The 13,287-nt window shown below is 31.1% G+C and carries 12 protein-coding genes and 1 tRNA gene; 9 read left to right on the forward strand and 4 right to left on the reverse strand.

Annotation, left to right across the window (positions count from 1 at the left end; translation table 11 throughout):
- Positions 1-76: 76 nt before the first annotated feature.
- Positions 77-150, forward strand: a tRNA-Asn gene (locus tag FM121_RS09560).
- A gap of 100 nt (positions 151-250) precedes the next feature.
- Here FM121_RS09560 and gloA read toward each other — a convergent pair.
- Positions 251-625, reverse strand: a complete 375-nt coding sequence (gene gloA / locus FM121_RS09565; RefSeq protein WP_086951942.1) for a lactoylglutathione lyase — start codon at positions 623-625, stop codon at positions 251-253.
- Between the two features lie 203 nt (positions 626-828).
- On the opposite strand from gloA, the gene FM121_RS09570 reads away from it, so the two are divergent.
- Complete coding sequence (locus FM121_RS09570) at positions 829-1,329, forward strand: GtrA family protein (protein WP_086951943.1); 501 nt, start codon at positions 829-831, stop codon at positions 1,327-1,329.
- Positions 1,330-1,386: 57 nt separating this feature from the next.
- On the opposite strand, the gene FM121_RS09575 is transcribed toward FM121_RS09570, so the two are convergent.
- Positions 1,387-2,271: a DUF6681 family protein gene (locus FM121_RS09575; RefSeq protein ID WP_086951944.1), complete on the reverse strand. Its 885-nt coding sequence runs from the start codon at positions 2,269-2,271 to the stop codon at positions 1,387-1,389.
- A gap of 180 nt (positions 2,272-2,451) precedes the next feature.
- Between FM121_RS09575 and FM121_RS09580 the strand changes: the two genes are divergently transcribed.
- The 5 genes from FM121_RS09580 to copZ all read left to right on the forward strand — a co-directional run bounded on the left by FM121_RS09580 (position 2,452) and on the right by copZ (position 8,634).
- On the forward strand, positions 2,452-5,220 hold the full coding sequence (locus tag FM121_RS09580; RefSeq protein WP_086951945.1) for a helicase C-terminal domain-containing protein: 2,769 nt from the start codon (positions 2,452-2,454) through the stop codon (positions 5,218-5,220).
- Positions 5,221-5,271: 51 nt separating this feature from the next.
- The gene (locus FM121_RS09585) at positions 5,272-5,757 is read left to right on the forward strand and encodes a cell wall elongation regulator TseB-like domain-containing protein (RefSeq protein WP_086951946.1); all 486 of its coding nucleotides are present in this window, start codon (positions 5,272-5,274) and stop codon (positions 5,755-5,757) included.
- A 15-nt stretch (positions 5,758-5,772) separates the two neighbouring features.
- Entirely contained in the window at positions 5,773-6,972 is a 1,200-nt protein-coding gene (locus tag FM121_RS09590; protein WP_086951947.1) for a pyridoxal phosphate-dependent aminotransferase, read from the forward strand.
- A gap of 15 nt (positions 6,973-6,987) precedes the next feature.
- Positions 6,988-8,286 carry an asparagine--tRNA ligase gene (gene asnS, locus FM121_RS09595; RefSeq protein WP_086951948.1) on the forward strand — a complete coding sequence of 433 codons (1,299 nt, stop codon included), beginning with the start codon at positions 6,988-6,990 and terminating at the stop codon, positions 8,284-8,286.
- Positions 8,287-8,424: 138 nt separating this feature from the next.
- A complete protein-coding gene (copZ, locus tag FM121_RS09600) occupies positions 8,425-8,634 on the forward strand; it encodes a copper chaperone CopZ (RefSeq protein WP_086951949.1) in 210 nt (69 codons plus the stop codon).
- Positions 8,635-8,678: 44 nt separating this feature from the next.
- On the opposite strand, the gene feoB is transcribed toward copZ, so the two are convergent.
- Positions 8,679-10,589 carry a ferrous iron transporter B gene (feoB, locus tag FM121_RS09605; RefSeq protein ID WP_086951950.1) on the reverse strand — a complete coding sequence of 637 codons (1,911 nt, stop codon included), beginning with the start codon at positions 10,587-10,589 and terminating at the stop codon, positions 8,679-8,681.
- Positions 10,579-10,815, reverse strand: a complete 237-nt coding sequence (locus FM121_RS09610) for a FeoA family protein (protein WP_086951951.1) — start codon at positions 10,813-10,815, stop codon at positions 10,579-10,581. The genes feoB and FM121_RS09610 overlap by 11 nt, the downstream gene beginning before the upstream one ends.
- Before the next feature lie 158 nt (positions 10,816-10,973).
- Between FM121_RS09610 and FM121_RS09615 the strand changes: the two genes are divergently transcribed.
- Together FM121_RS09615 and FM121_RS09620 are read left to right on the forward strand one after the other, a co-directional pair.
- The gene (locus FM121_RS09615; protein WP_086951952.1) at positions 10,974-12,152 is read left to right on the forward strand and encodes a MalY/PatB family protein; all 1,179 of its coding nucleotides are present in this window, start codon (positions 10,974-10,976) and stop codon (positions 12,150-12,152) included.
- 115 nt (positions 12,153-12,267) lie between these two features.
- Positions 12,268-13,206 carry an LCP family glycopolymer transferase gene (locus FM121_RS09620; protein WP_086951953.1) on the forward strand — a complete coding sequence of 313 codons (939 nt, stop codon included), beginning with the start codon at positions 12,268-12,270 and terminating at the stop codon, positions 13,204-13,206.
- Positions 13,207-13,287: the final 81 nt, after the last annotated feature.

A 13,287-nucleotide genomic window follows, 5' to 3' on the forward strand; every position in this document is an offset into this window, starting at 1 on the left:
TAAGTTTCTTAGCGCCGATGGTAGTGAAGGGTTTCCCTTTGTGAGAGTAGGACGTTGCCATGCTTATTATAAATAATCCGGCATAGCTCAGTTGGTAGTAGCGCATGACTGTTAATCATGATGTCGTAGGTTCGAGTCCTACTGCCGGAGTTTTTAAAATCAAATCTTTATGATTTAATTTTTTTGTTTAATAAAATAAATAAAAAGAGGTTAAAATCAATTTGATTTTAACCTCTTTTTAGGTTAGTAACTATTTTTCGCGAATTATTTCTATTTTATAGCCATCTGGATCGATAATAAAATAATACGATGGTGGGACTCCAGGTAGATTTTTTAAATCTGTAATATTAAAACCAGCCTCTTTATGTTTTTTATGAAGACCTTCTAAATCATCTGTTGAAATAGCAATATGACCGTATCCATTTCCTAAATCATAAGCTTCTGCATTATAATTATAAGTTAATTCAAGTTCATAGTTGTCTCCAGGTAATGTTAAATAAACGAGTGTGAACTCGTGCTCAGGAAAATCTCTGCGTCTACTCTCTACAAAGTTAAAAGCTTCTTTGTAAAAACTAAGAGAAGCATCTAGGTCTTTTATACGTACACATGTGTGTGCCATTTTCATATAGTAATCATCCTTTCAAACTAATAGTTAAATGATATCATTTATTTTTAATTAATACTAATTATTAACCTGTAACACTAACTAAATTGTAGTAACAAGATCAAGACTAAAAATTATTTTGTCTTGATATGTATGTTTTTTGCTGTTATTATTAATCGATTAGCTTTTAAGAGTACAAATAAAAGGTTAGATGGTGTAATTAAATGAAAAAAATTTTTAATCAAGAAACAATTTTATATTTGATATTTGGGATTTTAACTACAATGGTTTATTTTATAACAAGATTTACAGTTTTAAATATAACTAATAGTTCAATTAGTGGTGTTGTATTTGGTCAGATATCAGCAATTTTATTTGCGTATATAACCAATAAAATATTTGTATTTAAAGATACAGAGTGGTCACCACGTGTTGTAATAAAACAATTAATTGGTTTTATTGCCGGACGTTTATTTGTATTTATATTAGATATCGGAATTACTTACCTTGCTGTTGAAAAATTTTCAGAATTTTTCATCAATATTTTATTTTTGAATCGGATAAATTATAATTCTCTATTATTTAATAATTATTTTTCCGAAAAACTGATAGGAAATCCAGAGCTATTAAATGAATTTATTTTTGCTTTAATTGTCCAAGTCTTAGCGATTGTTATTAATTATATTATTTCTAAAAAAGCAGTTTTTAAGAAACGTAGTATTTAATAAGTATTAAAAAAACATTAATCATCAAAATTTTTAAAATTTTGTGATTAATGTTTTTTAATTATTGTAAAAGGCTAATGAAATGGTTAAATCGTAATTGATGAAATCTTTAATAATTTTGATTTCACCTTCTTTATTACGATAAACACGTTTGTAGGTTCCACCTAAAATAGTTGGAAAAACTTGGATATTGTCGTATTTCTTTAAAAGCAGATCCGCTTTATAACTATCTTCAAGAGCAATAAAACCAAGCATCATCTCTTCTTGTGCATCACGAGTGATACCAAGGAAGATGCCAATTCTATTATGGTCTGAAGAAGGATCATAAAGTAATTTTGCATAAGTATTTGGGATCAGGTTATCATATAATTCAAAAATATTTCTTTCTTCATATTCTTCAAAGTGATTAATCAAATCTTCGTTTGAGACACCAGCATAATAAGTAGTGAATAAATTATTATCTTTTAATTGCTGGATTGTTTCAAATAATAGCTGTTGTTTTTCACCGCTGTACAATAAATTTATTTTAGTGTGTAAGTACTCTTTGTTTCTAATAGAAGATACTCTATGAATTTCATCAGATGAACCATGATTTTCACTTGTTTTCTTTCTTTCTCTCATAGTTGTTTCTAAATGGTAGTTATCTCTTTTTTTACGACGTTTTTTACGACGTCTTTTATTGTCTAGAACTTCATAATATTCTTCATCTTCGTCATAACTAATTGTTTTTGTAGATCGTGATTTTAACCGATTAATTTGTTGGTCGGCACGTTTATACATTTTTTTTAACTCTGCACGATATAGCAAAATTGATGCTAGAAATAGTGCAATACTAGAAATAAGTAAATATAAATACCAAAAAATAGAATCCGTATAGGTTAAATATAGGGCAACTAACCAAAAAACGAACACAATCCCTCCAATAATTTTTAAATTCTTCATAATTTTAATAGCCCACCTAATCAAACTTTTTATATATATATCTATTTAACCATAACTTGTTCATTAAAACAATGTAACGTAAAGAATATCATGAGTAAAATTAATAAGTTATATAGTGAAAAATGAAGTAGAAATCTGTATAATGGTAAGAAGTGATGTTATAGGAAAGGGGAATAGAGATTGAAAAAAAATAGTACTTATGCAGTTGTTGATATTGAGACAACGGGTACCAATCCAGAAACTGATAAAATAATTCAGTTTGCCTGTGTTTTTATTCAAAATTGGAAAATTATCAATTACTTCTCAACAGATGTAAATCCCCTAAAACCAATTCCAAAAAATATAGAATTTCTTACAGGAATTAGTAATGAACAGGTTGCAACAGCACCTTATTTTGAAGATATATCTTCTACGATTAGTCAAATTCTTTCAAATTGTTGCTTCGTAGCGCATAATGTTTATTTTGATTATTCCTTTTTAAATAGTGAATTACGCAGAGCGGGCCAAGAAGAGTTAGAATTAGATTGTTTAGATACTGTCGAACTGTCTCAAATTATGTTCCCATGCTCTTCAGGGTTTAGAGTAAAAGATTTAGCTGAATATTTGAATTTAAAACACGATAATCCTCATCAAGCATTGAGTGATGCTTATGTTACAGCCGAAATTTTTATTAGATTAGCACAAAAAATAGCAACATTGCCTTTTATAACTCTCAGTAAAATGGTGGATTTGTCGTATTCACTAGGTGTTGATAATTCAAATATTTTTTTAGAAACATTATTAAATGAAAAAAGTGTATTAGACAATAAAAATTTAAATAAATTAAAAACTATTGAATGTGTTGCTCTCAAGGAAAAAAATTATCAATTTAGAGAAAAAAATAATACGATACAAGCTGATTATCCTAGTGGTAAAAAAAATAAGGAAAATAACCTGAGTAATGAGTTTAGTTATCGTCCCTCTCAAAATCAAATGATGGATGAAATTTATCATTTTGTCTCAGATGGTGCAGAAGAAGATAAAAATTTAATTATTGAAGCGAGTACTGGAAGTGGTAAATCGTTAGGTTATTTATTACCTTTAAGCTATTCGTCTAAAATAAAACGTCCTTTTGTTATTTCTACTAGTACTATTCTGCTTCAAGAACAACTAGTTGATAAATCATTAAATTATCTAGAGAAAGTTACTGGTATCCAGCTGTTTGGAATCATTTTAAAAAGTAGCCAGCACTACATTGATCTAGATAAGTTTTATAAAACTTTGTATCATCATGGTGAACCGCAAAAGCAATACGCATTGAATCAGATGGCTACATTAACTTGGCTGACAGAAACAGAGACTGGTGATTTAGATGAGATTAATTTAAACAAGAAACATGTTTTCTTTGACCATATAAAGCATCGAGGTATTAATTCACTTAATCAGCAATCAATATTCTATAAAGAAGATTTCATGTGTTACCTTGAAGAAAAAAAAGACAAAGCAGATATTTTTATCGTTAATCATGCTTTCTTATGTGAAGAAAACGAAAGAGAGAAGCCAGTGATTCCTAAGACCTCAGTTTTAGTAGTAGATGAAGCACATAAATTAATTTATAATTTAGAAAATCAAGTAACTAAAGAACTTTCGATTAATTTAGGTTTTTCTTTATTAAAAAAATTAAGAGAGCACGAGGAAATTTACAAAAGTCTAGTCAATTTAACAGATAACTCATTGAGTCAATTCGTTGATTTAATAGGAACTCTTTGTTTAGATGCTAAAGAAGATTTACAGTGGTTTGAAGACTTTATCGTTAGTAAAACTAAATTAAATGGAAATAATGTAGAGATATTATGGGAGCAATTAGGTAATATAATTGATTGGCCTCTTCCTATGCGAAAAAATTTAAAAGAGTTATTAACTATTTTGAGTGAAATTAATCAAATTAAAAAAAGTTTTAAAGAAAAAATAGCTAATCAGTTAACAGAGATTGTTTTTGATAATTATTTTTATGTTATAGATTATCTTATTCTATTAGAAAAATTTAGTCAGTGGAGTGAAGAGTTTATTGAGTATTTTAAGTTTTATGATGATAGTACTACAAGATGGATTACACTAGAAAGAAATCATGTCATCTTAAAAAAAGTTGATTTTTCTAAAATGACAGTAGTAAATACTCAATGGTATGAAAATTTTAATAAAATAATTTATACAAGTGGCACGCTCCAACTAGATTCAGATTCTAATTATTTTGAAAAACAACTTGGAATACCTAATGCTAAAAAATTAAAAACAGAGGATTCTTTTGATTATAAAAAACAAGCTAAATTGTTAGTTGTTAAAAATGAGCTTGTTGATTTATCCAAAACTAACGAATACGCAGAGTATGTTGCTAAAATAATTATCGATAATTATGAGATAGGAAAAAAATCAATGTTAATTTTATTTACGTCTCATAATTTATTAAAGAAAGTTTATCAGAAACTAGCAGGCTTTTTTAACCATCAAGAGGCAGAAGTTTTAGCACAAGGAATAACTGGAACAAAAGAAAAAATAATTAAACGTTTTTCAAAAAATAATGGTGGGATTATTTTAGGTGCCAATAGTTTTTGGGAAGGAATTGATCTTTCTTTTCCAGAACTTGACTTAATTATTATGACTAAGCTTCCTTTTGATCCACCTAAAAGACCGATAGTTGAAGCAAAATATCATTATATAGAGCAGCAAGGAGGCAATCCTTTTTATGATGAAGCAATTCCCCAAGCAGGTATGAGATTAAGACAAGGTTTGGGCCGATTGTTAAGATCTGAAAAAGATAGAGGAATCATTATATTGTTAGATGATAGGCTACTAAATTCTAGCTATAGCTCCAAACTGTTATCTTTTTTACCTAATAGTCTACCAATTAGTGAAGTTTCAAAAAAAGATTTAACCAAGCAAGTGGCAGATTTTTTTACAGTAAATGAATGATAATTTAATTAAAAATTGCTATAATAGGTCAAATGAAATGAGGGATGATGGGTGAGTAAAAAACGCAATCGACAGTTAAAGTTAGTTACATTGTCGTTGATTCTATTTTTAATATTGATGGGGATCATTCTCTTTCAATCTAGTAGTCCGATGCGCAAAGCAAAAAATCAAGCAATCAAGATTTCAGAAGAAGTTGCTAATATATCTAAAGTAGAAAATTTCTATTGGTTCACAAGAGATAGGACTTATTTTACAGTAGTAGGAACTGACGATAAAAATGAGTCGAAAGTAGTGTTGTTACCTCAAGATGGTTCAGAAGCGCTTGTAATGAATCAAAAAGATGGACTTACAGGAGACGATGCCATCCAAGTTGTATTAGACACAAAGGAAACTAAAAAAATAAAAAAAATATCATTAGGGATGTATGATAAAAAGCCAGTTTGGGAAGTAGTAGCTACTGCTAAGGATAATAGTCTTAGTTATTATCTAATTGATTTCAAAGAAGGAAAAATTACCAATAAAATGACTGATTTATAACGAGGAGGATTAGTTATGGATTTATCTGATAGAGCGGCAAACTTAAAGCCATCAGCAACTTTGGCTGCAGCGGCTAAAGCCAAAAAATTAAAAGAACAAGGTATAGATGTTCTTAGTTTAACTTTAGGAGAACCAGATTTTTCGACACCTAAAAATATTCAACAAGCAGCGATCAATTCAATTGAAACAGGTCAAGCTAGTTTTTATACACCTGTCCAAGGCACAAGTGAGTTAATTACGGCAATTATTGAAAGAACTAAGATTGATTATGGGATAACGTATCAGCCAAATGAGGTGATTGTTGGGACAGGAGCTAAATTTGTTCTATATACTTTATTCCAAACTATTTTAAATCAAGGGGATGAAGTTATCATTCCTGTTCCTTATTGGGTCAGCTACGCAGCCCAAGTAGAGTTAGCTGAAGGTGTGCCTGTTTTTGTTGAGGGTAATCAAGAAGCTGGCTTTAAAGTTACAGTTGCAGATTTAGAAAAAAGTGTCACAAATAAGACAAAAGCGTTTATTTTAAATTCGCCTTGTAATCCAACGGGGGCGATTTATTCTAAGGAAGAGTTAGAAAAAATTGGTGAATGGGCAATTAAACATAATATTTTGATAGTTGCCGATGATATTTATGGCAAATTAGTTTATAATGGGAATGTCTTTACGCCAATTGCTACTTTGTCTGAAAAATTAAAAAAGCAGACAATCGTGATTAATGGAGTATCTAAAAGTTATGCGATGACTGGCTGGCGAATTGGTTATGCTTTAGGAGATAGCCAAATAATTTCGCAAATGATTAAGATTGCTTCTCAAGCAACAAGTAATCCATCAGCAGTGAGCCAGTATGCGGCAACTGAGGCCTTAATAGGAGATCAAATACAAGTAGAGATTATGCGACAAATATTTGAAGAGCGCTTGAATCACGTTTACAAACGAGTATCAGAGATACCAGGTTTTAAAGTAGATAAACCACATGGTGCTTTTTATCTATATCCTGATATTTCAGAGTGTATGACTACTTGTGGTTATACGGATGTAGACACATGGGTGAATGATTTACTAGAAGAAGCACATGTAGCTGTTGTTACGGGAGCTGGATTTGGGACTAAAAATCATATTCGGTTAAGTTATGCCACTGACTTAGAAACTTTAAATCAAGCAATTGATCAGATAACAGCTTTTGTTCAATCAAAAGCAAAGCAAATAAAAAAATAGGGATGGAGCGTTGAAATGAAAACTATACAAATAATTGATTCAAAAAATCATGTAGGAGAAACAGTCAAAATTGGGGCGTGGATCGCCAATAAACGCTCAAGTGGTAAGATTGCATTCTTACAACTAAGAGACGGTTCAGCGTACTTCCAGGGAGTTCTTGTGAAGAGTGAAGTGGGAGAAGAACTGTTTGATATAGCTAAAAACTTAAACCAAGAAACATCTGTCTTTGTCATCGGAGAAATTCGAGAAGATACACGTTCTAAATTTGGTTATGAAATCGGTATTACCGGTCTAGAAATAGTCGGAGAAAGTAAAGATTATCCAATCACTCCCAAAGAACATGGGATTGATTTTTTAATGGATCATCGCCATTTATGGTTACGTTCTACAAAACAACATGCTGTTATGCAAGTTCGTAATGAATTAATCCGTGCGACATACGAATTTTTTAATGATCGTAATTTTATTAAAATTGATCCACCTATTTTAACAGCTAGTGCACCGGAAGGCACAACTGAGTTGTTTGAAACAGATTATTTTGGTGATCCAGCTTATTTATCACAAACAGGTCAATTATACTTAGAAGCTGCAGCAATGGCTTTTGGTAAGGTATTCTCATTTGGTCCAACATTTAGAGCTGAAAAATCTAAAACACGTCGTCATTTAACTGAATTTTGGATGATGGAACCAGAAATGGCATTCGTTGATCAAGAACAAAGCTTAGAAATCCAAGAACAATATGTCTCATTCATGATTGAAAAAGTTTTAGAAAATTGTGATTATGCTTTAGATATTTTGGAACGTGACAAAGAATTACTTAAAAAATATACAACATTACCATTCCCACGTATATCTTATGATGAAGCAGTGGAATTATTACAAAAAAATGGTTTTGAAGATATTAATTGGGGAGATGACTTTGGTTCTCCACATGAAACATTCATAGCTAACCACTATGAAAAACCAGTCTTTATTTTAAACTATCCAAAATCAATGAGTCCATTCTACATGAAACCACATCCTACAAGAGATGATGTGGTGATTCGTGCCGACATGATTGCTCCAGAAGGTTATGGAGAAATCATTGGTGGTAGCGAACGTGCTATTGGATTTGATTATTTATTAGAACAAATTGAAAAAGATGGTTTAGATCGCAAGGACTATGAATGGTATTTAGATTTACAAAAATATGGTCCAGTTCCTCACTCAGGTTTTGGTTTAGGCTTAGAGCGTACTGTTACTTGGGTTTGTGGTATTGAACATGTACGTGAGGCAAGTCCATTCCCTCGTTTATTACACCGTATCTATCCATAGAGAGATGTTATTAGCTATTCCTTTTTTGGAATAGCTATTTTTTTAGACCTAAAACTTTGACAAAAGTTTCTTCTGGGAGTATTATATAAATATGAACTACAGATGTAAATCTTTTAAAAAAGAAAGGTGATAAAAATGATGAAACAAAAAATTAAAATAGATGGTATGAGTTGCGGACATTGTGTTGGGAAAATTGAAAAAGCTGTTTCTGAACTTGATGGAGTTGAAAAAATAAAAGTGAAATTAAAAGATGCAGAAGCGAAAATTAAGTTTGATGAAACGAAAATCCCTCTTGATAAAGTGATGGAAGTTATTACTGAACTTGGATATGAAACAAGCAGTATTTAACTAAAAAACCTCTTAACGTGAAAAACGTTAGGAGGTTTTTTTAATTATACTAATCCAAACAAATGGGCAATTAAAGTCGTTAACATCGTAATACCAACACCAATAATAGTTGGTGTGATAAAAGAAATAAACGTCCATTTTTTACTTTTAGTTTCTTTGTAGATAGTTAAAAGTGTGGTTGAACAAGGCCAATGATATAAGGTAAATAGTAAAACGTTAGCTGCTGTTAACCACGTCCAACCGTTGTTAACAAGTAATTGGTGGAACTCATTAAGGGAGCTATAATCAGTGATTGTGCTTGATGCCATATAACCCATGACCATAATAGGAATAACAATCTCATTAGCTGGAAGACCTAAAATAAAGGCCATTAAAATTGTTCCATCAAGTCCCATAAGTTGGGCAAAAGGATCAATAAAATTAGTAATAGCTTGTAAGATAGATTGGTCTCCCATCTGAATGTTAGCCAGAATCCAAATAACTAAACCAGCAGGAGCAGCTACAATCATAGCACGCCATAAAACAAAGAACGTTCGATCAAAAATAGAGCGAACAACTACTTGGCCTATTTGCGGTTTTCTATAAGGCGGTAGTTCTAAAGTGAAAGATGAAGGTAGTCCTTTTAAAATAGTTTTTGATAAAATATTTGAGACCCAAATAGTAGTTGCTACACCAAGTAAAATGACTAAAGTAAGAAAAACAGCAGATTTCAAAGAACTAAGTAACCCAGTATTTGTTCCGGCAAAAAACATTGTAATAATAGCAATTAGAATAGGGAATCGTCCGTTACAAGGAACGAAATTATTTGTTATGATAGCGATTAATCTCTCTCTAGGTGAATCAATAATTCTAGTACCTACTACTCCAGCAGCATTACAACCAAAGCCCATACACATTGTTAAAGCTTGTTTTCCGCAAGCCCCAGCTTTTTGGAAATATTTATCCAAATTAAAAGCAACACGGGGTAAATAACCAAAATCTTCTAATAATGTGAAAATAGGGAAAAAGATCGCCATAGGTGGTAACATAACAGCGATGACTGTTGAGAGAACTTTATAAATGCCATCAATAAAAACACTCTGAATCATAATCGGAATATTAGCTTGATTCGCTAAATTAGTTAACCAATTACCAAAGCGATTAAAATGATCAGCTAAAAAATTAGAAGGAGCATCCGCACCTACTATTGTGAACCAAAAAATAAGTAAAAGTAAGAGAATCATAATGGGAATACCCGTACTTTTTTGCGTTAGAACTTTATCTAATGCTCGATCCCTTTTATCAAAATCTTTATCCCCGAATGTGATTACCTCATTAGAAATAACAGAAGCTCTGTCAAGAATAGCTAAAATTTCAGTTTCAGATTCTTGATGTATCTGGTTTAAAGCTTCTCTCATGTATGGATTAGCAGTGATTTTACCAGTGATAATATTTTCTACTTGGGTCATTAACTCATCTAGTCCTTGTTTTTTGACAGCTGAAGTTCCGACAACTGGAACCCCTAATAATTCTTGTAATTTTAATAAATTAATATCAATTTTTTTCTTTTTTGCTTCATCAAGAAGATTGACGCAGACAATTACTTTTGGCGTAATTTGCATGATTTGAAGAACGAGATTTAAATTTCGTTCTAAACTAGTGGCATCACAAACGACGATTGTAGCTTCAGAGTCTGCAGATTCAATAAAATCTCGAGCAACCTCTTCTTCTTGAGAATGAGCCATCAGAGAATAAGTTCCAGGTAGATCAACTAAAACATACCCCTTATTATTGTGTTGAGCATATCCTTGAGCTAAATCAACCGTTTTACCTGGCCAATTACCTGTGTGTTGTCTCATACCAGTCAATTCGTTAAAAATAGAACTTTTCCCCACATTTGGATTTCCAGCTAAAGAAATAACATGATCTGAGGCTGATTTTTTTTTGATTGAAAATATCTCATTATTAGTTGGCATTATTTTTTTTCACCTCAATGTACTGAGCATCACTATTTCTGAGCGCAATAGTTGTTCCACGAACACGGTAAGCAATAGGATCTCCTTTAGGACTAACTAGAACTTTTTTCACAATAGTCCCTTTATAAAAACCTAAATCAAATAAACGACGTTTCATCTCTTCGTCTGGATGAATAATATTTTCAATGATTGCTTCTTCTTGAGTGTGAATTGCTAATAAATTCATAAAGATAATCCTTTCTTTTTAGGTTAACCTAATCTTTTTTTATTATAACCCTAAGCGAAAACTTTATCAATATACGTAAAAAGACAAAATTTATTTTATGATGTTAAATGAATCAAAATTGGTTATAATTAAATGACTACAAAAAAAGGAATGATGGAATGTCTATTGAAAAGTTTATAGAAAACTATTATGTTGAAAGAGCTGGAACGAATTCAGTTAAATGGGATGGCATGAATGAACGTTTCTCAACAGCGGATTTACTGCCTTTATGGGTTGCAGATATGGATTTTAAAGTTCCTAAAGAAGTTCAAGCAAAAATGATTGAACGAATTGAGCATGGTGTGTTTGGTTATTCTTTAGTGAGTGATTCATATTACAATTCATTTATGAAATGGCAAAAAAAGCGTCACAATATTGAAATTAAGAAAGAATGGATTAGATTCACTACTGGAGTGGTTAATTCATTTAATTATTTAATCCAGGCGTTTAGTCAAGAAAATGAAAGTGTTATTATTTTAGCTCCAGTTTATTATCCTTTTTATGATGCTATTATTAATAATAATCGTCAATTAGTGGTCTCTCATTTGGAAAATAATAAAGGGATATATGGAATTAATTTTGAGCAATTTGAAGCTGATATTATCGAAAATAAGGTTAAGTTATTTCTCCATTGTTCACCACAAAATCCTGTTGGAAGAGTGTGGAGTAAAAATGAATTAGAACGTTTATTAGAAATTTGCTTGAAACATGGTGTAAAAGTTATCTCAGATGAAATTCATCAAGATTTTATTCAGCCAGGTCAAGAATTTATTAGTACTTTGTCTGTAGAGGAAAAATATTTAGATCATTTATTTGTGCTAAGTGCACCTTCTAAAACATTTAATATTGCTAGTTTACTTCATTCTCATCTTTTAATCCCCAATCAAGAATTAAGATCAGAGTATGATTTATTTGCTGAAAAAGCAGTTAATAATACTGTTAGTTTGATGGGAACGATTGCGACAGAGGCTGCTTATACTTATGGTTCAGAATGGTTGGATGAATTGATAGAAGTCATTGAACACAACTACAAAGTTATGAGTCAGTTATTTGAAAAAGAGCTCCCTCATGTTGTTGTGTCACCCAAAGAAGCTACTTACTTGGCTTGGGTAGATTTATCTTACTATTTAAAAGAGCAAGATATCGTTAATATTATGGAAGAAAAAGCTAAAATAGCAGTTGATTATGGTGAGTGGTTTGATGCAAATCATTCATCATTTATTAGAATTAATTTAGCAACTAAAACTGAGAATATAGTAGAAGCAACCCAAAAATTAATCAGTTTTTTAAAGGTGTAAATATAACATGTTATTTTAAAAGTTTAAATTTGTTTAAACCTCTTTTGTAAAAGGTGGTTTTTATAAAAGCTGTATGATAGAATAATTTTAAATTGTTATTTATAGGAGATGGATTATGGAAACCCGTAAGAAAAATAGAAATAAAAAAAGCAGTCCTTTAAAAAAGACAATCTTCATTTTACTAGGAATTTTAGTTGTTCTTTTAGTAGGAGCAACAGCATTTTTAGGTAAAACGTATTTTGATGTTAAAAATACAGCTAATAAAGTAAGTAAACCTGTTGAGGGAAGAGTAGATACAACTAATATTAAAGATGGAGAACCATTTTCTGTTCTTTTATTAGGCCTTGACACTGGTGAATTCGGGCGAACAGATGTTGGTCGTTCGGATACTATTTTAGTCGCAACAGTTAACCCAAAAGAAAATAAAACAACACTAGTCAGCGTTCCACGTGATACACGTATGGAAATGGTAGGACACGGCACTGTTGAAAAAGCAGCCCATGCCTATGCGTACGGGCAAGAAAAAATGGCATTAGATTCAATGGAAAAATTCTTAGACATCCCACTTGATCACTATGTTTGGATCAATATGGAAGGGTTTGAAGATTTAGTCAATGCAGTAGACGGCGTAGAAGTAAATAATAAATTTGAATTTGAACAAGATGGTCATAAATTCTCTAAAGGAAAAAACAAACTAAATGGAGATCAAGCTTTAGCATATACTCGTATGAGATATGAAGATCCAAATGGTGATTATGGTCGTCAAGTTAGACAACAAGAAGTGATTGGTTCAATTGCAGACCGTGCCTTAACTTTTAGTGGTGTAACCAGATATAAACAAATTTTAAAAGCTATTGAAGATAACATGAAAACAGATTTAGAACCTGAAGAAATGTTTACAATTGCTAAAGATTATAGAAATTGTTTCACAACTATTGATAATGAAACACTTCATGGTAATGGAGAAACAATTGATGGTTTATCTTATCAAGTTATCCCAGACGAAGAATTAGCTCGTGTTCAAGCGTTATTAAAACAACAACTACCAAAATAAAAAATCTGCGGTGTAAGTTTTTAACTTACACCGCAGATTTTTTTTAGTAATTCTTCCAGTTGCTTGGAGCTAAACGCCTTT

The sequence above is a fragment of the Vagococcus fluvialis bH819 genome (assembly GCF_900163795.1).
Classification (GTDB): Bacteria; Bacillota; Bacilli; order Lactobacillales; family Vagococcaceae; genus Vagococcus; species Vagococcus fluvialis_A.

Excerpts from the sequence above, each read along its gene's own strand:
- FM121_RS09575 (WP_086951944.1), bottom strand. The coding sequence starts at position 2,271 with ATGAAGAATTTAAAAATTATTGGAGGGATTGTGTTCGTTTTTTGGTTA.
- FM121_RS09610 (WP_086951951.1), bottom strand. The coding sequence starts at position 10,815 with ATGAATTTATTAGCAATTCACACTCAAGAAGAAGCAATCATTGAAAAT.
- gloA (WP_086951942.1), bottom strand. The coding sequence starts at position 625 with ATGAAAATGGCACACACATGTGTACGTATAAAAGACCTAGATGCTTCT.
- FM121_RS09620 (WP_086951953.1), top strand. The coding sequence starts at position 12,268 with ATGGAAACCCGTAAGAAAAATAGAAATAAAAAAAGCAGTCCTTTAAAA.
- FM121_RS09590 (WP_086951947.1), top strand. The coding sequence starts at position 5,773 with ATGGATTTATCTGATAGAGCGGCAAACTTAAAGCCATCAGCAACTTTG.
- copZ (WP_086951949.1), top strand. The coding sequence starts at position 8,425 with ATGAAACAAAAAATTAAAATAGATGGTATGAGTTGCGGACATTGTGTT.
- asnS (WP_086951948.1), top strand. The coding sequence starts at position 6,988 with ATGAAAACTATACAAATAATTGATTCAAAAAATCATGTAGGAGAAACA.
- FM121_RS09615 (WP_086951952.1), top strand. The coding sequence starts at position 10,974 with ATGTCTATTGAAAAGTTTATAGAAAACTATTATGTTGAAAGAGCTGGA.
- FM121_RS09570 (WP_086951943.1), top strand. The coding sequence starts at position 829 with ATGAAAAAAATTTTTAATCAAGAAACAATTTTATATTTGATATTTGGG.
- feoB (WP_086951950.1), bottom strand. The coding sequence starts at position 10,589 with ATGCCAACTAATAATGAGATATTTTCAATCAAAAAAAAATCAGCCTCA.